This is a genomic window from Chryseosolibacter indicum, from assembly GCF_018598585.1.
GTDB lineage: Bacteria > Bacteroidota > Bacteroidia > Cytophagales > Cyclobacteriaceae > Chryseosolibacter > Chryseosolibacter indicus.
On the sequence record NZ_JAHESD010000004.1, the window covers coordinates 38234 to 59421 of the forward strand.

Genomic DNA, 21188 nt, shown 5'->3' on the forward strand with positions numbered 1-21188 from the left:
TTTATGTAATTTTAGAAAACGATTTAAATATCCTTTTTTCAAATCCTATTATTTCCAGGATGGTATACATTTCTGATACTTCAAAAGGAAAAAATAGTACGTCTACAATACTTCAGTTTGTCTTGAGATGTTGGCTTTCAAATGATTAGAGAAATTGATTGAACTATGTTGACTTTGAAATGTTCTAGTCCAATGCGTTTTAAATTCATGTTATTGCTGCTGGTACTTTTACTCAGTAACACTTTTTATAATCTAAATGCCCAAACTGATTCATTGTTTATTAAAGGAATCCCAAGGGTAATTCATTACACTAAAAAGGACTTTCAGGGTAGTACGCAATTCTGGACTGTCTGTCAGGATGAAGAAGGAGTGTTGTATTTTGGAAACAACGACGGTGCCCTTGTCTTTGACGGCCAGATTTGGCATAAAGTGTCGTTACCTAATAATTCCTCGATCAGGAGTTTGAAAGTAAGCAGTAGGGGAATAGTTTATGCAGGCGGCTTCAATGAATTAGGTGTTATAAAAAAAGATTCGTTTGGTAAATACTTTTACGAGTCCCTATTAAACCTAATTCCTATTGAAGATCGAAATTTTGAAAACATTTGGCAGATTCACGAAGCACAGGGGCACATGGTATTCAGAAGCTTCAAAATGCTTATTGCGATTGCTAACAATACAGCAAAAACACTTCCTGCTAACCGCTCATATACCTTCTCAATTTCTTTTGATAATAAGCTTTTTGTTCAGGATGAGGAAGGAATTAAGTCGTTGGACCTTCGGTCTTTATCATTTACCCATCTATTTAATCAAGATCAGTTTAATGGTGAAGAACTTATTACGCTTATTCCGGGCGTCGCTTTAGATGAAGTGTTAGCAATTACTAAGCAAGGATCATTCTATCGGATTAATCTTAACAATAGAAGTACCACATTGTGGCAAAAGTTATTAACAGAAAAATCTAATGACCTCGTTACTTGTGCAATCCGTTCCTCTTCAGGTAGCATTTATATAGGAACTTTACGATCAAAAGTTATTTCGCTTGATGCGAATGGGTATAGGATTAGCACAGGGGCAACGTTTAGTGGACTTCAGGATAATACTGTTCATAATTTATTTGAAAGTAGCGAAGGGAATATATGGGCTGTTCTTAATAATGGTATTGATTGTATTGATGTTAAGTCACCTGTTTCACTTCTTTTCGAGGATGCATCAATTTATGATGTACTTCCTTATAAGAACAAAATCTACATTGCGACTAACCAGGGCGTCTTTGTATCAACTCCTGTGTCAGGTAAAACTGTTCTTACAAAAGAGCGTTTTGTAAATTTAAATAGTTTGCGCGGGCAGGCTTGGTCTCTACAGAAGTTTGAAGATCAATTACTATGTAGTCACGATAAAGGAATTTTTGTAATTTCTGACAAAGGAGTGAGCAAACTTCCAGGTGTACAGGGTATATGGAAAATTATTCCTATAAAAGGAGAAACGAATCAGTACCTGGCATGTTCCTATCACGGCCTTTTCCTGTTAAGTTACGATAGCAAAGCTGGCTTTAAAGTCGTTCATAAAATAGAAGGTTTTGATGAGTCTTGTAGGGATATTTTACAAAGTGAAGCGCCTGGTGTGTTTTGGGTTTGCCATGGATATAAGGGAGTATTTAAAATAAAAATTGATGCTGCTTTAAAACGTATTGTTGGTGTTGAACATTTTAAAGATCAAAATGGTCTTCCTTCACCGTTTAATATTAATGTTACGCGGTGGAATGATGAGATAGTGTTTACTACGAATGCAGGCATTTATACTTACGATGCCGCTAAAAACAAGTTCCTGCTACATCATTTCCTGACGAGCCTGTTTGGAAAGGAACTAAACGTAAGAAGGTTATTTCAGTATAGCGATAAAACATGGTTTGCGCATGATAACGAAGTAGGATACTTCAAGACAAATGAGGAGAAACCGGAACTTCAGAAAGATCTTTTTCTTCAACTAAAGGGATCATTTAATCCAAGTATGGAATGTATTGTTCCATTAAATCAAAAGAATATACTTGTAGGAACTACGACGGGCCTATATGCATTTGATCTATCCTATAATGCTTCCGCGAGGAATGCGAAAACAATGATTACCTCGGCGAGTTTTAAAGAAGATCAGTCAGAAAATACTTCCATGTTAGATATTGCAACTACACACGTAACCAAGCTGCCACATAAATCAAACAATATTATATTTCACTTTTCAACTCCGGCTTTTCAAAATAAGTTAAATGTTCAATATAGCTATTGGCTGGAGGGTGCTGATAACAAATGGTCAGATTGGAGTGAAGCTTCTTTTCGTGAATACAACCTTTTAAGCGCTGGTAGTTATATTTTTCATGTAAAGTCTAGAAGTCTTTTAGGTGAAAAAGGAACAGAAGCTATTTACAGATTTGAAATCTTGCCTGCATGGTATCAGAGTTCGTGGGCTATTGCTTTTTATATTATAATAGGTGGCGCAACGATTTTCTTTACTATTCTATTGGTTAAACGAAGGATACGAAGGGAAAAGGAAAAGACATTGAGAGAGGAACGGGAAAAGAGGCGTGTGTTGGAGCTTGAGATCGAACGAATGAAGCTTGCAGGCGAAAAAGAAAAAATACTTAAGGATAAGGAGCAATTGGAAGAGGACGTTATCTATAAAAGTAAAGAGCTTGTTAATTATACCACCCTTCTTGTTAAAAAAAGGGAACTGCTAATAGAAATGCAAGACCAACTTAAGGAGCTGAAAGACGCAGTTAAAAATGAATCTTCAAGGCAATCGGTTAGGGAGTTGTTAAAGAAAATAAATGGTAACCTTCAAAATGAAGAACATATTAAAGTGTTTGAGGCAAATTTTGAACGCGTTCACCACGATTTCTTTACTAAGCTTAAAGCAAATTTTCCAGATCTTACGCAGAAAGAGCTTCAGCTTTGCGCCTTTGTAAGAATGAATTTAACAAACAAGGAAATAGCATCTATCTTGAACTTGTCAGTTAGAGGCATTGAAACTGCGCGTTATAGGCTTAGAAAGAGATTAGGGATGAGTCATGAAGAAGATATGTCTGCATTCCTTGAAAAACTTCATTCTACGCCTGATGGATTTGGAGAATTTGCAGAATTATCTGTTTAGATATTTCTTTGGTTTAACTATTAGCAATAAACTATAGTAAATGGTTGATAAAGGTTTTGATTAGTTTTAGACTTGTGGATAACATATCTTGCTGAAAATTATCTACTTAAGAATATTTTAAATAAACAATTAAAATTTTTTCTCTTTTCTATCGATAATTACTTTGTATTAACCCATTAAGCTTCATGCAAAACACTGATTCAGAAAAAGATTCAGTAATACTTTCAGTTGAAAAGATTATTGATCTTGTAAGATCAACAAGAAATGATCTTATCAAAGAATATCTTAAAGACGAAGTGTTGATGTTTAGTTATAAACAAAAATACGGCAAAGAGGTGACAACAGTAAAAAAGGAATTTCTTAAAAGAGACCTGAAAGATTTACTCATTTCCCCGGTTGATCTTGTTCATTATTCTAAACTTATTACACACATTAAAGAAACAAACATCCCGGTTCTTTCAGAGAAAGAGAAGGAACTGTTTTATTCTGAAATTGACATGATATTTCAGAAATACTCTTTTTAGCAATAGAGATAAATCTTTAAAAAAAGAGGATAGGCTTACGGGCTTATCCTCTTTTTTTGTTGGCTTTAGTAAGATTATCTTGCTAAAGGTATATATTAAGATTAGTTCATAAACCTTAAATAAAATTTATGCCAGGGCTATGAAAACTAGCGGCTTTATTAAATGTAATTAAAAGCATCCTTGGTTGGATTAATATTGGCTAATCAATAAAACAAAGGTTTTGTCAACGAACTCGAATGTTTCAAAATGAACAATACAATACTTCCTCCAGGTTATAATGTGTTCCAATCAATAGGTCGTACGCTAAAACAAATAAAAGACCCTATCGGTACGATGGAAGAAAGTATGAGAATATATAACGGTACTTATACTGTTAATCTTGGGCTTAAGCGTTTAATTGCGACACAAAATCCAGGTTTTATAGAGCATGTGCTGAGAGTGAATCAAAGGAATTATTTTAAATCCGAAATGCTGACAGAGCATCTAGGCCGGTTTTTGGGCAAAGGTCTTTTGACCTCCAATGGTGATTATTGGCTTCGCCAAAGAAGATTAATACAGCCTGGTTTTCATATCGATCGATTAAAAGACCTGTATCTTATAATGAAAAGAACTATTGATGAGTTTCTTTCAAAGATGCAGACAGGGTTAAATGTAGATGTTTATCCATTAATGCATTCCCTCGCTTTTGAACTTGTTATTAATACATTATTTAATGTTACAATTCCCGGTCAGGTTAGAAAACAGTTAAGTACGTTCATTACGGAAACTCAGGGTTTTGTAATGAAAGACATCAGGCAGCCTCATAAAAGCTGGTGGTTTAGATTAAATGGCGAATTGAAAAAGAATTTAATATATGCTCAAGAGGTCCGAACAATCATTAAAAACATGATAGACCAAAGGATGGCAGCTGGCAGGCAGTTTAACGATTTACTGGATATGCTGCTTGACGCACGTTATGAAGATTCGGGGTTAGGCATGCAAGAGGAACAAATCATTGATGAGATTCTGGTATTGTTAATTGCAGGACATGAAACTACGGCAAATGCACTTTCATTTACATTGTACCTCTTGGCAAATCATCAACATGAATTAGAAAGATTAAGAGAGACTACAAAGAATGTTGGCTTTCATGAAAGTATAAAGAATGCGAATATATTAGCAGCAATTAACGAAAGCATGAGGCTTTATCCTCCTGCATGGATCAGCGATAGGGTAGCAGTAGATGATGATGTATATGACCAATTCAAAATTCCAAAAGATACCATAATAGCGGTGTTTTACTACGGTCTCCATCGTGATCCTCGATATTGGAACAATCCGCTTGAATTCAAGCCAGGTAGATTTCTTAATGCCGCTACAGAGAAAGATAAAATAAGAGCTTTTTATCCATTTGGATCAGGACCAAGGCTGTGCATTGGGAATAATTTTGCTTTAGCAGAAATGACTCTGTTTCTTCATTCTTTCATCCATATGTTTGACATCTGGGCTACAGGCCAGACACCGCAGTTGAAACCTCTTGTTACCTTAAGACCGGATCGAGTGTTATTGAAAATAAAGTCACGGGAATAAGAGGTTACGTTTTATGGTGATGGTGCCACTGATGACGTTTGAATGATTCTTTTAAGTACAAGCGCTTCCGTTTCTTTTCCTTTTGCGTCAACGGTTTTTATCATAAATCCAACGGCTTTCAGATATATCGGCTCTGCTTTCTTTTCTGTCAGCTCATGGTATTGTCTGCATGCTTCGTAATATGCGCCCAGCCTAGTTATGGCCATATTTTCTCTTGTGTTGACTTCGTAAAAATCTGCGGTGTCACTTTTGTAAGTAAAATATCCCTCGACGGTAAATAGTTTAGAAGCGCGTTGGGTTAAGTTATATTCACGTTCTCTGGTAATGGGATTAGACTCTTTGTCGAGTACTAGTAGCCTTTTGTTTCCTTCACTTAGCAGTACTAAATCTGTCTTCCTGAAAGTCTCCTCGTAAATCTTGTTTGAGGCGCTGTAAACTCTCTTAAGGCCCGCACTATGGCTCGAGTTATGTAATTGAATGATATAGTCTTCTTTTTTCTCACCGTATCCATAAGAAATGGTATACATACCTTTACTTAAATGAAGGGGTTGGTCTCGCAGCGCCTTGTCTTCCAGTACTTCTTCAAGTGAATATGTCCCTTCTCCATCCACGCTTCCAGGAAAAAGCGCCAGCTCTAAATATAAAAAGCGGTCCTCGCCTACGGGAATACGTCCTTCATATACTGCATTTACAATAGAGCGCTCGTAAACTTCATTTGAGTAATCAATTGCTGCTTCTTTGGTGTTGTTGCAAGCGTTAATTACTAAAGTAAGTAATAGTAAGAGCTTAATTTTTTCCATAGAATATGATGACCGGGGAGGTAGGCAAACGGTTCTAAAGCTCTTACTAAGATAATATTTTAAGTTTACTATTTACCAAAAAGACCTCCAAGACTTCCCAATCCTCCGCCTTTTCCACCACCCGTAAACTGACCGATAAGGTTCCCGATATTACCTGCTCCGCCAAGGTCTTTTAATATATCCTGCAAATCAAATTCTTTGTCATTGGGATCTTTAGCCTTGTTAACAAATTGGTTCATCACTTTAGGGATTAATACAGATGCCACCTGTGTTGCTATTTGTGGTGAGATACCGAACTTTGAGGCGAATTTTGTGGTAACGCCTGATATTATGGCAGAAATAATTGGGTTGTTTCCTGTTATATTGTTCCCTTTAAAGAGATCAGTTAACCCTGTTAGATTACCCTTTTTTCCTTCGTTTTGCAGGCCTGTAAAAATTTCGTGACCAACAATATTCACTGCCTCTTTATTATATTGATCAGGAATAGCGGAGTTGTTATTAATATCATTTTCCGCGTTTCGTTGTACAAGTTTTATGAGTTGGTCTAGCATAGCATTCGTTTTTTGTGGTATATAACTAAATCCGTTCCTTGAAACTTATTTCTTCATTATTCGCTGCCGGTGCTGAGCGCCCCATTTTCTTAGTTCTTCAATAACTTTATTCAAGCTTTTGCCATAAGCTGTCATGGAATACTCTACCACTACTGGCACCGAATCGTATACAGTTCTTTTAACAAGCTCATTCATCTCGAGATCGCGCAATTCTTTGGATAACATTTTATCAGTAATTCCAGGAATTTCTTTCGCTATCTGGCTAAAGCGCTTGTTACCGAAGGTTAGCGATATGATTATTGGTAATTTCCATTTGCCACTTAAAATGTCCAGTGCATCCCTTACAGGCATAATCATGCCCATACACTTACCGTGCTCAAGTTCTTCTCCCTTAAAGCAACTCTCTTTCTTTTTTTCTTTTACCATAAACTTGGTAGTTAGCTATACTTTTGGATAGTGCTATACTTTTGGATAGTACTATCTTTTGTAAAGTAAATATACCTAAGTTTGTAATATATACAAATAAAGCCAACATATGAAAAACATGTCAGTTATTGCATTAGCGGCAACGCTTGCGCTATTCTCGTTTAATACAATTCCTCCATCCACATGGAAGTTGGATGCTGCACATTCTAAACTGGGTTTTTCCATCACTCACCTTTCAGTATCAGAAGTTGAAGGATCATTTAAGAAAGTTGATGCAACAATTGTAGCGACTAAAGATGATTTTTCTGATGCAAAAGTTACAATGACTGCTGATGTAAACTCAATTGATACTGATAATGAAGATCGTGATGCACACCTAAAGAAGCCTGATTTCTTTGATGCTGAAAAGTATCCTACCATAACCTTTGAAAGCACGTCCTTCAAAAAAACAGGTGAAAAGACTTATAAGGTTAAAGGTAATTTAACGCTTCATGGTGTGACAAAGCCCGTTGAATTAGACGCAAAAGTTAATATTGGTACAAATCCAATGAGCAAGAAAACCATAGCCGGATTTAAGATTACAGGTACAATTAAGCGTACGGACTTCGGTATCTCGAAAGATACACCATCTGTAATGTTAAGTGATGAGGTGGCTATTGAAGCAAATATAGAGTTTGCAAAAGACTAAAAGTATAAGGGGTTAAATTTAAGGGTGGACTATTAATAGGATAGTTCACCCTTTATTCTTTTCAGCGATCTTTTCGAATATTACCATTCCTCGCTGTGAATCATTACGGGATTTTTAGTAACCTAGTAGTCAGAAGCATTATATTTAGCTTTTGTAGGTTGCTATTTTGGAAACACCGCTCTCCATACTTCAGAAATACTGGAAGCACGCCACCTTTAGGCCGATGCAGGAGGATATTATTTCCTCCGTTCTTGAAAGTAAAGATACGCTAGCGCTATTACCTACGGGGGGAGGTAAATCCATTTGTTTCCAGGTGCCCGCCTTAATAAAAGAGGGAGTTTGTATTGTCATTACACCGCTTATTGCTCTCATGAAAGACCAGGTAGAGCAATTGAGGTACCGACAAATAAATGCCGTAGCCATCCATTCAGGTATGAGTCGCGAGCAAATAGATGTTCAGTTAGACAACGCGGTATATGGTAATGTAAAATTCCTGTATCTCTCTCCTGAGAGATTAAAAACAGAAATATTTATCGAGCGCTTTAGGCTAATGAATGTTGGTCTAATTGCTGTAGATGAAGCGCATTGCATTTCGCAATGGGGATACGATTTTCGTCCACCGTACCTGGAGATTGCCTCACTTAGAGAAATAAAGCCTAATGTGCTCATTATAGCACTGACTGCATCCGCTACGAAAGAAGTACAACATGATATTGCAGAGAAGTTAAAATTCAGAGAAGGATATTCTGTATTCAGAAAATCTTTTTCGAGAGATAATCTTTCTTTTGTTGTACGTAAAACAGAAAACAAGGAGAAAGCCCTTCTTGAAATATTGCAAAAGGTAAAAGGATCAGCAATAGTTTATGTTCGGTCGCGAAAGGCAACCTTGGATCTGACAAAGGTATTAATGAAAAGAGGGATTAAGGCATCTTACTATCATGCAGGGTTGACATTTGACGAGCGATCACAACGGCAGGATGAATGGATTAAGAATAAGACGCGCATTATGGTAGCGACAAATGCGTTTGGCATGGGTATCGATAAGCCGGACGTAAGAATCGTTATTCATATTGATCTACCGGAAAACCTTGAATCTTATTATCAGGAGGCAGGTAGGGCAGGGCGTGATGGACTAAGAGCATATGCTGTAATTCTTTATCAGAATATTGATATTGATAACGCGCTTACAAAAGTAGAGCAGTCTCAACCCGGAGTAGACTATCTGAAAAAGGTTTATCAATGCCTTGCTAACTATTATCAACTGGCACTGGGTAGTAATGGTGGCGTAAGTTATAATTTTGATCTGCACACTTTTTCTGACCGTTTCAGTTTAAACCCTGTTGAAGTTTATAATGCGTTAAAAAAGCTGGAGGAGGAGGGACTCATACAGTTTACAGAAAGTTTTTATGCGCCATCACAGTTGTATTTTCTACTTGATCATACCAACATCTATAAATTCCAGATTGCCAATGCCAAGTTTGATGAACCAATAAAGATGCTACAGCGCCTTTATGGTGGCGAACTTTACAGTGGATTTGTTAAGATTTCGGAATCCCTTATCGCCAAAGCATTAAATCTGAACGAAAGTGAAGTGGTTTCGATACTTAATCATCTTCACGCTTTGAAAGTTCTTATCTATGCTCCTGTTAAAGACCAACCGCAGGTAACATTTGTTTTGTCCAGGCAGGATGCGGATCGTCTTCCATTGAATATTCAAAGGCTAAAAGACAGAAGGGAGCTGATAATCGGAAAGGTAAATTCTATGATTGGTTATGTTCGAAATGAGCATAGATGCCGAATGCAGATGATCCAGGAGTACTTTGGTGAGATAACCTTAGAGAATTGTATGATCTGCGATGTGTGCATATCTAAACGAAAGAAAAATAACATGGAAGCTTTTGAAGGCCTAAGACGGGAGATATTAAATACTTTAAAATTGCAGGCAATGCCTATTGAAGAACTTGAGCAACGTATTGCCTACAAAGACAGCGAACTGTTTGTGGATGTAGTAAGAGAGCTTGTTGATGAAGGCGTAATTGCTTATGATAGCTTATGGAGGTTGAACATAGCTACTCCAAAATAATTAATATCCTTTTGCTTCTATTTTACCGCACAATCACTTCGCAAGAAGTTCTTGGGCATTCTCTAATGCTATTTTTGAAGGGTTTGCACCGCCAATCATTTTTGCAATTTCTTCTACACGCTCCGTCTCACCTAATTTCTTGATGCTGCTCACCGTTTTCTTTTCTGTATTGTCTTTAAATACATAGAAGTGCGCATCACCTTTCGCTGCAATTTGCGGCAAGTGCGTAATAGTGATGAGTTGGTGTTGACGCGACATCTCCTGCATAAGTGCTCCCAGCTTTATAGCAATTTCACCAGAGATTCCATTATCTATTTCATCTAAAATAAGGGTAGGCATTGCTGTTTTCTCCGCCATTACGTATTTAACTGAAAACATCAATCGGGAGAATTCGCCACCGGAAGCTACTTGTACAAGCGATCTTGGGGCTATACCTTTATTTGCACTGAATAAAATGTCAATCTGATCAATACCTGATGGTGTGGGTTCTATATGTTTTATGTCTATTGCCAATGAAGCATTGGGCATTCCTAATTCATGCAATAGTCTGGTAATTTGTTTTGTAAGCGGATTAAAGGTTTTCTTCCTCGACTCACTTAACTTAGAAGCAATTGATTGAACTTTCTCAAAGCTTTCTTTGAAAGCCTTTCTGCTGTTCTCCAATTCTTCATCCAGGTTTGAGGTGAGATCCGCTTTTTCTTGTAGTGATTCTTGTATTGTGATGAGTTCTTTAACGCTGTTTACCCGATGCTTCTTCTCAAGTCTGTAAATGTTACTCAACCTCTCCTTTACAAACTCGATTCGCTCGGCATCAAAATCGATGTTGCTTTCTTCCTTTTCAATTTCACTTATAATATCTTCTAGTTCTATCCGGCTGCTTTCAAGGCGTTGATATAATGCTTCATAAGTATTTGAAAATCCGGCAAGGTGCTGTAGTTCATTTTTAACGTCTGATAAAGCACTCTGAACGTTGTATTCTGAAAGAGATAATAACTGAAGGGCGGTATTAAATCGGTTCTTTATCTCCTCGGAATGCTCCATCATTTTTAATTCCGACTCAAGAGATTCTTGTTCATTCTCGTTTAGGTTTGCTTTAACGAGTTCTTCAAGCTGAAATTTGATGTAATCAGACTCCTCGCGAAGGCTTGCAGCTTCTTTTGTTAGCTTGTCATAGTCCCTTTTTGCTTTGGTGTAAGAGGTCCATGCTTCTGCATAATCTTCCCGAATAGAGGCGTTTCCGGCAAAAGCATCTATAAGATTAAGCTGGAAATTTTGATTGCCTAATTCCAGTGTTTCATGTTGCGAGTGTATATCCATGAGAAGGGTGCCTATTCTACGCATTACTTCTAACGTAACAGGCGTATCATTAATGAAAGCACGGGATTTACCTCCAGGACTTATCTCTCTTCTTATGACTGACACATCTTCATAATCCAGGTCTTCTGATTTAAAAACCGGTTTCAATTTATAATCTCTTATATCGAAAGAGCCTTCAATAATACATTTCTCATCCTCATTCCAAAGCACTTTTGTATCTGCTCTGTTTCCCATCAGTAAACCAATTGCGCCGAGCATAATTGATTTTCCTGCGCCGGTTTCTCCTGTAATAACGTTCAGGTGTGACGACGGTTGAAGCTCAAGGTGCTTAATGAGTGCGTAATTTTTTATAGTAAGATGCTTAAGCATTATTCTTTAGTGTCGAAGTAAACCTCGTTAATTTTCTCAAAAGGAATTGTTATGTCCTTTAAGCGCATATTCAGCGCGGATATACCATTATCGTCATAGTGTTTTATGATTACGAGCACAGCGGTACCATCATTAAGTACAATATTAATTTTTTTACCTGTAAAATCTTTCATTCTTTGGCGTATCTGATCTTGACTGGTCAGTCGTAATTGCCGGGTACTCATTCAGTTCATTAAGATTTACGATGTTAGGGATAAATAGCTTTTTCAGAAGACGGACATGTAATCACGTTAGTTCTTAATTATCTTTTCGTAAGCACTTCTGTTCGATGGATCAATAGCAGTAATGATATCGTAGGCTTCGCGTCTTACCTGAATATTTCCATCAGAAAAGATATTTGCGAGTTCTTTACCCTTTGCATCTAAGAAGCTCACAACAAGAACGGCATTAGGATTTACATCTCTTACCTTTTTAATGTCGCGAAGTCCTTTCAAAATAACCTCTCTGCTTTTATCTGGTGTCTTTTCAAAAGTATCCAAACCTAATCGATGATAAGCGTATATTGCTTTTCTTAAATCAACCATCTGTGGGTTGTTAAAGTTTTCTACCAACCAGTAACGGCTTCGGTTGCTGCCCATAGGCTGCCATCCCGGCAAAGCTGTTTGTTGTGCATTGTTAACAACATTTAAAGCTCTTTGAAAGTAGGGTGTTCCTCCCAGTTCACTAAATGAGTCATAATCGAGCCCTATAATCAGGTATGCATAAGCGGCAAGCATCGAGGTGAGATTGCTGGTATATGTATTATCGTTATACTGTAATGGCTGTGATTCAAGGTACTCAAAGTCCCACTCGCGATCAGCAAAATTAAAGAGTAGGCTTGTGTAGTTCGTATTATAAATAGGTCTTGCTGATTGTATTTGCACTGAAGCTATAAACCTTCCTATGGTTGGCATACTTGATATTGTAAGCAATAAATTACACCGGATCTTCTCATGCGTTTTAAACCCATCATTAGTCCATTTACGCCCATTCATAAATTGCTCAATGGCGTTTTTCATATCCTTAAATACCCCTTGTTCAGAAGTGGCTATTTGTGTGGCATTAATGCTTACAGAACAATTCAGCTCCTGTGCCTGGGTGGATATCACCAGACTTACAAAAACCAAAAGAAGATAGATTTTACGCATGCACTTTCTCTATAATAGCTTCAACAATATCTCTCGCAACTTCAGTTTTACTCTTTAAGTTAAATGTCTTTCGTTGGAGGCTTTTATCTATAATGGTGATTTTATTAGTATCATGTCCAAAGCCTGCGCCTTTGTCGTTTAAGGAGTTAAGTACAATAAGATCGAAGTTTTTCGTTTCTAATTTCTTTAACGCATTATTCTGTTCATTTTCCGTTTCAAGCGCAAAGCCGACAATTACCTGGCCATTATGCTTAAGCTTCCCTAGAGAGGCGGCTATATCATGGGTTTTAGTGAGCTCCAATACAAGGTTCTCATTGGTTTTTTTGATCTTTTGCTCCGCCTTAACTGCGGGTTTGTAATCAGCAACAGCTGCGGACAATACTGTTATGTCTGATGTTGAAAAGAATTCGTTGCAGGCGTTAAACATCTCTTCTGCTGATACTACAGGTTTAACGCTGATGTTAGGATGCGAAGTATGTTGCTGCGTAGGTCCTGTTATTAAATTTACGCTGGCGCCTTCGTGGGCAAGCGCTTCAGCAATTGCAAATCCCATTTTGCCGCTGCTGTGGTTTCCAATAAAACGAACAGGATCAATAGCCTCGTGCGTAGGGCCTGCAGTTACCAGTACCTTTTTACCTTTCAATCTTTGCTGAGTCTTAAAATGAGATATAAGTCTCTGTACTATTTCTTCAGGTTCAGCCATTCGGCCAGAACCAACTAAACCACTGGCAAGCTCTCCATACCCTGGTTCTATAATGTGGTTACTGTAAGATTTTAAACGATGTAAGTTGGCCTGTGTTGAAGGATGCTGCAACATATCAAGGTCCATAGCAGGGGCCAGCCATACCGGGCATCGGGCAGAAAGGTAAACGGCTAACAAGAGGTTGTCGCATAAACCATTTGCCATCTTTGCAATTGTATTGGCTGATGCAGGAGCAATAACCATGACATCGGCCCATAATCCCAAGTCGACATGGTTGTTCCATTGGCCTGATTTGTCTTTAATAAAATCAGAATAAACCGGATTCTTAGACAGGGTAGAAAGCGTAAGGGGAGTGATAAAATCATGAGCAGCAGAACTCATGATAATTTTTACTTCAGCACCTTCTTTTACAAGAAGCCTGGTTAAAAAAGCAGCTTTATACGCCGCGATACTACTACAAACACCTAGTATTATTTTTTTGCCATTGAGCATGACAGTAAAGGTAGTAATTGATTCTTCTGAATAGACATTCAGAAAAAAGAAAAAGCAGGTATTAATCCTGCTTTTCTTCTACTTCAGAGCGTAAGCGGTGTGAGAGCTTACCTTCCAGAAACTCTTCAGTTGCTGTAGTAGTAGGCTTAGGCAAACGCTCATAAAATCTAGAAATTTCTATTTGTTCACGGTTTTCAAAAACCTCTTCAAGATTGTCAACCGTTGTGGCAAATTCGGCAAGTTTGTTATTTAACTCTTCTTTGATATTAACTGCAATTTGTCTTGCACGTTTAGAGATTACCACAACAGATTCGTAAACATTGCCTGTTTGTTCAGCAATTTTATCCAAGTCGCGTGTGATAACTGATGATTGTACTGCCATATATTTTATGAATTTGAGTTCTTCGATTTATTTATTTTTTCAAGACTCTCTGAATATAATTTCTCTGCTTCTTTAAGGAAATTACTATCCGGATAACGATCCAAAAATTCTTTGTAAAGTTCTACCACTTCTTTATAGCGGTCATTTTGTTTTGATGATATACTTTGATTAGCCAAGCGATACTCCGCATCAATTACCAGGAAGTAAGCTTCTTCAAGGTATTTTGAGTCAGGGAAGTTATTCTTAAAATTATTAAGAGCGGCTATAGCTGCCTTATACATTCGCATGTGATAATACTGATACGCATTCTCAAATCCTTTTTTCTCCAGCTTAACCTGACAGGTATTTATAACCTCAATAGACTGGTCTCTGAACTTGCTGTTCGGATACCGGTTTAAAAACTCCTGCATGGCTGTCATTGCATTGACGCTGCTGGTTTGATCAAGATTAGGTCCTGGGGATGATGCGAAGAGCGAGTATGCGTACATGTATCTTGCTTCTTCGGCAAACTGACTTCTGCCATAGGTTTCAAAAAACGTCTTGAACTGTTCAGAGGCCAATAAATAAAGTCTATCATGATACTGGCAGTAAGCCAGGTAAAACTGCACTTTCTCACCTTCAGGCAAACCGCGAACAATCGGTAGTATTTGTTCAAAAAGAACGGAAGCCCTGTAGTAGTCCTTTTTGTTATAATAATTTAATCCGGCCTCGTACTTTACCCGCCAATCCTCGCTTTTTTCAATTTTCCTGAATTTACTGCAGGATGCCGCAACCAGGATCAGGATCACGTAAACGATAAAATCAGGTACTTTTCGCATAAGCCCGCAAATATAATATAACACCGCATTAAAACGTGCTTTTTATCAAGGAATTGTATAAGACAGGGCTTGCAAAAATTTTGTAAGCTCTGTCATTCATCCTTTAGGGGAAGGTACGTATGTATTTTCTCCTGAATAATACGGCTGCAAGGTCTTAGTTTCCATACCGCATTAAATTTATGACAAAATGGCTGGTATGATTTGGAGCCTGACTCTAGCTGTACCCTAACTGTATCCTGCCTGTACTGTCAGTATATCCTAGGGTAGGGTAGCCTTTCTTTGCACCACTTTATTCGGTTGAGGCCCAGGAAAACGAGTTATTAACGACAATATAAACTTTATTACTTAAAATGGAAAACGTTGTATGATTTTTCCAGCTTTAAATTTTATTACTAGCCCATTCATCCGGAGATACTTTAAGTAGATAGTGTAAATGTATGTTCTGTCTTGAATGCCCGCACTTTTGGAGTAGCATTATAGGTGTATGAATAGGGGAATAATAGCTGGTTATGTAAGAAAGCGATTGGCGATCTTGCATTATAAATAAACTAATTTTTTAAACCCCATGAAAAAACAATTTTTATTTCTAGCTCTCTTAATGGTAGCTATTTCTTATGGTGCACAGGCCCAGCAGTATAAGAAATTTAAAGTAGGCCTTGGCCTTGGATACGCATCTGCAAGCGGTAGCGGAGCAAGTGGCGGCGTACTCCTATATTTAGAACCTGCGTATAGAGTAACAGATGCTATTCAGGTAGGTCTTCGTATTGAAACTGCTTTAGTTACTCGTGGCCTTTCTCAAGATTTAGAAGATGATGCTAGTCTTGACATTGCTGCTATCGGTTCTTATACCTTTAACGGACAATATTATTTAAAGAGCAGTGGTTTTAGACCCTTTGTAGGTTTAGGTTTTGGACTTTACTCTTTAGCCGCAATTAAAGTTGAGGGTGACGGAGAGGCAGCTGCCGCAGAATCTAAATTCGGAGTTTATCCGCGTATCGGTTTTGACGCAGGCCATTTCCAGCTTTCGTTGGATTATAATCTTATCCCTAAAACTAAAGTTGATGGGCTTGCTTATGATGAAGTAGCTAACGAGTTTGTGCCTGAAAAATTTGAGTTTAAAAATAGTTACATAGGTGTGAGAATTGGTGTAGCTATAGGCGGAGGAAAGAAATAAACATTCTCTCCCTTTAAAAAGTAAAAGTTGTCCAATGGACAACTTTTACTTTTTATATCAATCGAACTGCTTGTAAACAGGAAGCACTATTTATGCAGCTTTTTTCTTGGTGCCACCACTCTTAGGTGTTGAGGGCTTGGATGGAGATCTTTTTATTTCAGGTTTCTTTTCCTGTTCCTTCTTTTCTTTACTGATGCCCTTTACTACTTCATCCCTGGTTGGTTTATCATCTCCCTTCCATGCAAATCCTTTTAAAGTAAGCTGATCCTTCTGCAATTCGTGCGGCGGGATGAAGTCGGCTTCCGGCCTTACGTAAAAGCTTAAGTTGTTTACGCGACCCTCTTTAAACCTGATCATAATGTTACTGCATATGATTTTATTCATACCCATCATAATCTTGTTTTTATCATCAAGTGCAAAGTACAAACTCTCTCCGTTACCTTCAACGTACACCTGGCTTATCTTGCTCTGAGCAATGTTGGCAGTCATCTTCCGTCCCTTTATCTGATTAAAGTTCAATAGCGTATCAGTAGAGATTACGAATGCATTTACTTTCAGGAAGATCTTGTTGATGGAGTTATTCTTGATAAGCATGCTGATGGAGTCAGCTGTTAGTTGATTTCCTTCTGCCCATAGTATAGGCTTGTTGTAAAAGAAAATCATAGAGTCTGCTGATCGGTACTCTAAAGAATCGGCTATTCCCTGAAGATCTTTTTTAAATATCCTTACATTATTGTAGGCTAACAACTTTCGTTTCTTCGGATCGGGATTATCAATAGATACAAGGGTATCAGCCCGCATAAACAACGTATCATTGTCATCTGTTATTTTCGCCATGTAGGCGTTGTTATATACTTTGGTAATGCCAGCGTTCTTAAAGAAATCTGAAGCTTGTCCGTAAATGAGAAGGTTCTCTTTCTTATGTGTCATTACAACATCACCCCGTGCCTTACCCACATTTTGTACAGCATCAAGATCATAAGATTTACTTTTAATAGAATAGTCCTGTGATTCGCCAGTTCCTTGTTTTAAATCTGATACGCGTGTAACAGTGTTATATATACCACTTTCAAAAATAGAGTTAACGCTGTCTTTCCTGATTACTTTTGTTTTCGTAATGAAATAGATAATCTTCGTTCGCGAATTATACCGTAAGCTGTCCGCATACATGGTATAATCAGGATTAACCACTTTTACGTCTTTCTTGAAGGTTGCTATGTTGTTGTTTACGTTGTAGTATCCCGTTCTACTGGTGAGTACGTTAGCACTATCTACCAATTTACCTCCGTTAAAATAGTAAGCCGTGTTGGTATTGCGCCTGTAATCGAGGTTATCAGTATATAAGGTTGCAGAATTGAGCTTCGTGAAAACAACATTGTTCCTCATTTTTGCCAACTTCTCGTCACCATCGTACTCGAGTTTTTTTCCTGTTATGGTAACAGAATCGCCTTCAGTTACCCGCACCTGTCCATAAGCATCAAGTGAGTTTTGCTTTTTGAAAAAATGGGCTGAGTCACAATATATTGTTGTTTTGTTTTGCGTGAAAACAACATTACCAAGTAATCTCTCGTACCGTTCGCCCTTCATTCTTCCACCTTTCGCGAAATCTGCTTTCTGAAGTTTTACTTTTTTCTGCCCATAGCTGGCTGAACCTACTGCCATGAAAAGGAAAATGAGAATAAGGCTAAAAACACCAGTGGCCGTCTTTAAAAAAGAATCTCGATAATCAACCATTATAAATTGTAAATTTGGGCGTGATACAGCAATTCTTAAACCATATTCAGCACCATAACCTTTGCAAAACTAGTGATAAAATACTTCTTGCGGTTAGTGGGGGCCTCGATTCTATGGTTATGCTCCATCTCTTTCACCAACAAGGCTTCAATATTGCTGTAGCACACTGCAACTTTCAATTAAGGGGTGAAGAGTCGGCAGGCGACCAGGAGTTCGCATCACAAGTATGTTCTGCTCTTAACATCCCACTTTTTACAAAAGTTTTCGATACAGCAGCCATTGCTTCTGAAAAAAAGCAATCCATTCAGGTAGTAGCAAGAGAACTTCGGTATGCGTTCTTTCAGCAGGTTCTTAAAGAAAATAATTTCTTTGCTATAGCTACTGCACATCATTTAAACGATGTTCTTGAAACCGTACTTCTCAATATTACCAGGGGCACGGGTATTGACGGTCTTGCAGGTATCCCTGTAAAAACACAGAATATTATAAGGCCCATGCTCTTTGCTTCGAGAGATAATTTGAAAGCCTACGCTAAAAAAAATAATCTGTTATGGCGAGAAGATTCCAGTAACCAGAAAGATGATTACCAGAGAAACTTCATAAGACATCATGTTGTACCACTACTGAAAAAAGTAAATCCTGCCCTTGAAGAAACGTTTAAAGACACCCATGAAAGAATTGTTTCGGCCCAGGCATTGGCTAAGAAGCAATTGGAAAGTATTCAAAATGATATTTTCCTGAAATCTGGTAACAGGATAGCTATCGATAAAAGGAAACTCAGCGGGGTGGGAAGCTCGGAGGTAGTTTTATGGGAGTTGTTGAAGGATTATGGATTCAACTACACGCAATGTAAAGATCTTGCTACCTGTGAGACTTCGGGGAAAAGGTTTTGGAGCGCTGATTACAGGATAACAGTAGACAGGGATTCTTTTTTGCTTGATCGCCATGCCGATGCTGTAAAGGAAGAGATAATCGTAAACGCGCAAAGTACAAGCGTGTATAGAGCTGGTGACACCCTGGTGTTAAAACAAATAGATTTTGCCGATTTTACTTTGATTAAGAATGCTGCAATAGCCCAGCTTGATGCTGAGAAAGTAACCTTTCCTTTAGTTTGGAGACCCTGGAAACCAGGCGATGCATTGATTCCACTAGGTATGGAAAACAGTAAAAAGATCAGTGATCTATTAATAGATTCTAAGATTGCGCTTCCTGACAAAGAGAAAATAACAGTGATCGAATCAAGAGGGGAAATTGTTTGGGTTGTGGGAATGCGGATTCATGACAGGTTTAAAGTTACCGGGACCACCAAACGTGTTCTGTTACTTAAAGTCGAAACTATATAACTACTAACGATTTTTTTTTCAAAATCCGTTGATATTGATAAATTCACGCCCGGTTTTAAAATAAACCATCTCCAATTCTTCGATTTTATTAACAAAAATCCAGTAAACCTATGAAAGTAACTGTAGTTGGTGCCGGTAACGTAGGAGCGACCTGTGCCGATGTTTTAGCTTACCGCGAGATCGCCAATGAAATTGTCTTACTTGATATCAAAGAAGGACTTGCTGAAGGTAAGTCATTAGATATCTGGCAGAAAGCTCCGATAGATTTGTATGACAGCCGTACTATTGGTGCGACTAACGATTATGCAAGAACTGCCAACTCTGATGTAATTGTGATCACTTCAGGCTTGCCTCGTAAGCCAGGTATGAGCCGTGATGATCTTATCGGAACAAATGCTGGTATTGTTAAGTCAGTAACAGAAAATATCGTTAAATATTCTCCTGAATCCATAATCATTGTGGTGTCGAATCCTTTGGATGTTATGACTTATCAGGCTCATATCACATCTAAATTCCCTCGTACCAGAATTATGGGTATGGCTGGAATTCTGGATACGGCACGCTACAGAGCGTTTCTTGCTGAGGCATTGAATGTTTCTCCTAAAGATATTCAGGCAATGTTGCTTGGTGGCCACGGAGATACAATGGTGCCGCTTCCTCGTTATACTACAGTTTCTGGTATTCCGGTTACGGAACTTATCGATAAAGATAAACTTCACGCGATCCTTGAACGTACTAAAGTCGGTGGAGGTGAACTTGTAAAACTAATGGGAACATCAGCATGGTATGCGCCAGGTTCTGCCGCTGCACAAATGGTGGAATCGATTGTAAGAGATCAGAGAAGAATTTTTCCAGTTTGTGTGAAGCTAGAAGGTGAATATGGAATAAAAGATTGCTATCTTGGCGTGCCCGTTGTACTAGGTAAGAACGGTATCGAAAGAATCATTGAATTAGACCTTACACAGGAAGAGAAGGCATTGCTGGAAGCAAGCCGCAAGGCAGTACGCGAGGTGATGGACGTACTTGAAAGATTAGGATAAGTTTTAGTTAGTTCTATAAGTTGTCAACATGCCAGGCCGCCTCCTGGCATGTTCTATTTTAAGCGATTACCAAAAAGAAGGAGAAGCCAGGAAAGCTCGAGGCGATTGACCTGTAAATGATTTGAAGTCTTTATTAAAATGCGATTGATCAAAATATCCGGAATCGAGTGCCAGATCAGTAAATTTATGGTTGTGCTTCAAAAGCTGAAGAACATGTTTCATTCTTATGATGTATGAAAACTGTTTTGGTGATGCCCCTACAACACGTCTGAACCTTTTCTCAAATGCATCATTGCTGATACAAAGTGCGTCTGCAAGCTCTTTTATTCGTATAACCCCTTTCGAAGCATGGATTTTATCAAGTGCAGCAAAAATCAACTTATCAGGATTGTAGCCCTGTAACGTTGAGAGCAGGAAAGTTTCTATCAATTTAACTCTTTCCATGTTGTTCTTTGCTTCGGACAGTTCTTCTTCCAGTTGCGCGAGTATGCTGCGATTAAGAAAGTTGTCAAGAGAATAGGTTTGCTGAAACAACTCGTGAAGTGGCTCTTTAAAGAATGCAGCAGCACCTGCCTCTTTAAATACAACTAACAAGTTAGCAGCTCCTCCTGTATACTTAATATGACGATCTGTTTTACGAATTCCTGAGATTGTTATAGAAGGAAGTTCATTCTGAATGTTATTGTTTATGTAGTTTACTTTACCACGATATCTAAAAGCTATTACCAGGGCAGAATCGGGCAACACGTGGTTAGTTCTATCTTCGACGCAATCAATTATCGTATAACTCTTAACGAACTTTCTTAATTTTGGGGTCGGTATGTAAGTCTCGAGATTCAAGGTATAA

The 21188-nt window shown here is 38.1% G+C and carries 19 protein-coding genes; 8 read left to right on the forward strand and 11 right to left on the reverse strand.

Annotated elements, in window-relative coordinates; translation table 11 throughout:
• Positions 1-207: 207 nt before the first annotated feature.
• From KK060_RS02755 to KK060_RS02765, 3 genes are all read left to right on the forward strand, one after another.
• Complete coding sequence (locus KK060_RS02755; protein WP_254151942.1) at positions 208-3141, forward strand: triple tyrosine motif-containing protein; 2934 nt, start codon at positions 208-210, stop codon at positions 3139-3141.
• 185 nt (positions 3142-3326) lie between these two features.
• Positions 3327-3665, forward strand: a complete 339-nt coding sequence (locus tag KK060_RS02760) for a hypothetical protein (protein WP_254151944.1) — start codon at positions 3327-3329, stop codon at positions 3663-3665.
• 246 nt (positions 3666-3911) lie between these two features.
• Positions 3912-5234 carry a cytochrome P450 gene (locus KK060_RS02765; RefSeq protein WP_254151946.1) on the forward strand — a complete coding sequence of 441 codons (1323 nt, stop codon included), beginning with the start codon at positions 3912-3914 and terminating at the stop codon, positions 5232-5234.
• Positions 5235-5245: 11 nt separating this feature from the next.
• Here KK060_RS02765 and KK060_RS02770 read toward each other — a convergent pair whose 3' ends face one another.
• From KK060_RS02770 to KK060_RS02780, 3 genes are all read right to left on the reverse strand, one after another.
• The gene (locus KK060_RS02770; protein ID WP_254151947.1) at positions 5246-6034 is read right to left on the reverse strand and encodes a hypothetical protein; all 789 of its coding nucleotides are present in this window, start codon (positions 6032-6034) and stop codon (positions 5246-5248) included.
• A 68-nt stretch (positions 6035-6102) separates the two neighbouring features.
• A complete protein-coding gene (locus tag KK060_RS02775; protein WP_254151949.1) occupies positions 6103-6585 on the reverse strand; it encodes a hypothetical protein in 483 nt (160 codons plus the stop codon).
• Positions 6586-6630: 45 nt separating this feature from the next.
• On the reverse strand, positions 6631-7011 hold the full coding sequence (locus KK060_RS02780; RefSeq protein WP_437124567.1) for a winged helix-turn-helix transcriptional regulator: 381 nt from the start codon (positions 7009-7011) through the stop codon (positions 6631-6633).
• Positions 7012-7120: 109 nt separating this feature from the next.
• Between KK060_RS02780 and KK060_RS02785 the strand changes: the two genes are divergently transcribed.
• Positions 7121-7699, forward strand: a complete 579-nt coding sequence (locus KK060_RS02785; RefSeq protein WP_254151951.1) for a YceI family protein — start codon at positions 7121-7123, stop codon at positions 7697-7699.
• Positions 7700-7865: 166 nt separating this feature from the next.
• Positions 7866-9782 (forward strand): RecQ family ATP-dependent DNA helicase, encoded by a 1917-nt coding sequence (locus KK060_RS02790; RefSeq protein ID WP_302179999.1) that lies wholly within the window; start codon positions 7866-7868, stop codon positions 9780-9782.
• A gap of 33 nt (positions 9783-9815) precedes the next feature.
• On the opposite strand, the gene recN is transcribed toward KK060_RS02790, so the two are convergent.
• The 6 genes from recN to KK060_RS02820 all read right to left on the reverse strand — a co-directional run bounded on the left by recN (position 9816) and on the right by KK060_RS02820 (position 15050).
• Positions 9816-11468, reverse strand: a complete 1653-nt coding sequence (gene recN / locus KK060_RS02795; protein ID WP_254151953.1) for a DNA repair protein RecN — start codon at positions 11466-11468, stop codon at positions 9816-9818.
• The gene (locus KK060_RS02800) at positions 11468-11641 is read right to left on the reverse strand and encodes a hypothetical protein (protein WP_254151954.1); all 174 of its coding nucleotides are present in this window, start codon (positions 11639-11641) and stop codon (positions 11468-11470) included. Before KK060_RS02800 ends, recN begins: the two co-directional genes overlap by 1 nt.
• Before the next feature lie 117 nt (positions 11642-11758).
• Positions 11759-12655, reverse strand: coding sequence for a type IX secretion system protein PorD (gene porD / locus KK060_RS02805; RefSeq protein WP_254151956.1), 897 nt, complete (start codon positions 12653-12655; stop codon positions 11759-11761).
• Positions 12648-13850, reverse strand: coding sequence for a bifunctional phosphopantothenoylcysteine decarboxylase/phosphopantothenate--cysteine ligase CoaBC (gene coaBC / locus KK060_RS02810; RefSeq protein WP_254151958.1), 1203 nt, complete (start codon positions 13848-13850; stop codon positions 12648-12650). The genes porD and coaBC overlap by 8 nt, the downstream gene beginning before the upstream one ends.
• 61 nt (positions 13851-13911) lie before the next feature.
• Complete coding sequence (locus tag KK060_RS02815; RefSeq protein ID WP_254151959.1) at positions 13912-14232, reverse strand: DNA-directed RNA polymerase subunit omega; 321 nt, start codon at positions 14230-14232, stop codon at positions 13912-13914.
• A 5-nt stretch (positions 14233-14237) separates the two neighbouring features.
• Entirely contained in the window at positions 14238-15050 is an 813-nt protein-coding gene (locus KK060_RS02820; RefSeq protein ID WP_254151961.1) for an outer membrane protein assembly factor BamD, read from the reverse strand.
• 565 nt (positions 15051-15615) lie between these two features.
• Between KK060_RS02820 and KK060_RS02825 the strand changes: the two genes are divergently transcribed.
• Complete coding sequence (locus tag KK060_RS02825; protein WP_254151963.1) at positions 15616-16224, forward strand: outer membrane beta-barrel protein; 609 nt, start codon at positions 15616-15618, stop codon at positions 16222-16224.
• 90 nt (positions 16225-16314) lie between these two features.
• Here the strand turns inward: KK060_RS02825 and KK060_RS02830 are convergent, their stop codons facing one another.
• Complete coding sequence (locus KK060_RS02830) at positions 16315-17958, reverse strand: OstA-like protein (protein ID WP_254151965.1); 1644 nt, start codon at positions 17956-17958, stop codon at positions 16315-16317.
• 20 nt (positions 17959-17978) lie between these two features.
• Here KK060_RS02830 and tilS point away from each other — a divergent pair, with 20 nt between their 5' ends.
• Both tilS and mdh read left to right on the forward strand, forming a co-directional pair.
• On the forward strand, positions 17979-19301 hold the full coding sequence (tilS, locus tag KK060_RS02835) for a tRNA lysidine(34) synthetase TilS (protein WP_254151967.1): 1323 nt from the start codon (positions 17979-17981) through the stop codon (positions 19299-19301).
• A 110-nt stretch (positions 19302-19411) separates the two neighbouring features.
• Positions 19412-20341: a malate dehydrogenase gene (gene mdh / locus KK060_RS02840; RefSeq protein ID WP_254151968.1), complete on the forward strand. Its 930-nt coding sequence runs from the start codon at positions 19412-19414 to the stop codon at positions 20339-20341.
• A 66-nt stretch (positions 20342-20407) separates the two neighbouring features.
• Here the strand turns inward: mdh and KK060_RS02845 are convergent, their stop codons facing one another.
• Positions 20408-21181 (reverse strand): helix-turn-helix domain-containing protein, encoded by a 774-nt coding sequence (locus tag KK060_RS02845; RefSeq protein ID WP_367397456.1) that lies wholly within the window; start codon positions 21179-21181, stop codon positions 20408-20410.
• Positions 21182-21188 lie beyond the last annotated feature (7 nt).

Excerpts from the sequence above, each read along its gene's own strand:
- KK060_RS02755 (WP_254151942.1), top strand. The coding sequence starts at position 208 with ATGTTATTGCTGCTGGTACTTTTACTCAGTAACACTTTTTATAATCTA.
- KK060_RS02760 (WP_254151944.1), top strand. The coding sequence starts at position 3,327 with ATGCAAAACACTGATTCAGAAAAAGATTCAGTAATACTTTCAGTTGAA.
- KK060_RS02765 (WP_254151946.1), top strand. The coding sequence starts at position 3,912 with ATGAACAATACAATACTTCCTCCAGGTTATAATGTGTTCCAATCAATA.
- KK060_RS02770 (WP_254151947.1), bottom strand. The coding sequence starts at position 6,034 with ATGGAAAAAATTAAGCTCTTACTATTACTTACTTTAGTAATTAACGCT.
- KK060_RS02775 (WP_254151949.1), bottom strand. The coding sequence starts at position 6,585 with ATGCTAGACCAACTCATAAAACTTGTACAACGAAACGCGGAAAATGAT.
- KK060_RS02780 (WP_437124567.1), bottom strand. The coding sequence starts at position 7,011 with ATGGTAAAAGAAAAAAAGAAAGAGAGTTGCTTTAAGGGAGAAGAACTT.
- KK060_RS02785 (WP_254151951.1), top strand. The coding sequence starts at position 7,121 with ATGAAAAACATGTCAGTTATTGCATTAGCGGCAACGCTTGCGCTATTC.
- recN (WP_254151953.1), bottom strand. The coding sequence starts at position 11,468 with ATGCTTAAGCATCTTACTATAAAAAATTACGCACTCATTAAGCACCTT.
- KK060_RS02800 (WP_254151954.1), bottom strand. The coding sequence starts at position 11,641 with ATGAAAGATTTTACAGGTAAAAAAATTAATATTGTACTTAATGATGGT.
- porD (WP_254151956.1), bottom strand. The coding sequence starts at position 12,655 with ATGCGTAAAATCTATCTTCTTTTGGTTTTTGTAAGTCTGGTGATATCC.
- coaBC (WP_254151958.1), bottom strand. The coding sequence starts at position 13,850 with ATGCTCAATGGCAAAAAAATAATACTAGGTGTTTGTAGTAGTATCGCG.
- KK060_RS02815 (WP_254151959.1), bottom strand. The coding sequence starts at position 14,232 with ATGGCAGTACAATCATCAGTTATCACACGCGACTTGGATAAAATTGCT.
- KK060_RS02820 (WP_254151961.1), bottom strand. The coding sequence starts at position 15,050 with ATGCGAAAAGTACCTGATTTTATCGTTTACGTGATCCTGATCCTGGTT.
- KK060_RS02825 (WP_254151963.1), top strand. The coding sequence starts at position 15,616 with ATGAAAAAACAATTTTTATTTCTAGCTCTCTTAATGGTAGCTATTTCT.
- KK060_RS02830 (WP_254151965.1), bottom strand. The coding sequence starts at position 17,958 with ATGGTTGATTATCGAGATTCTTTTTTAAAGACGGCCACTGGTGTTTTT.
- mdh (WP_254151968.1), top strand. The coding sequence starts at position 19,412 with ATGAAAGTAACTGTAGTTGGTGCCGGTAACGTAGGAGCGACCTGTGCC.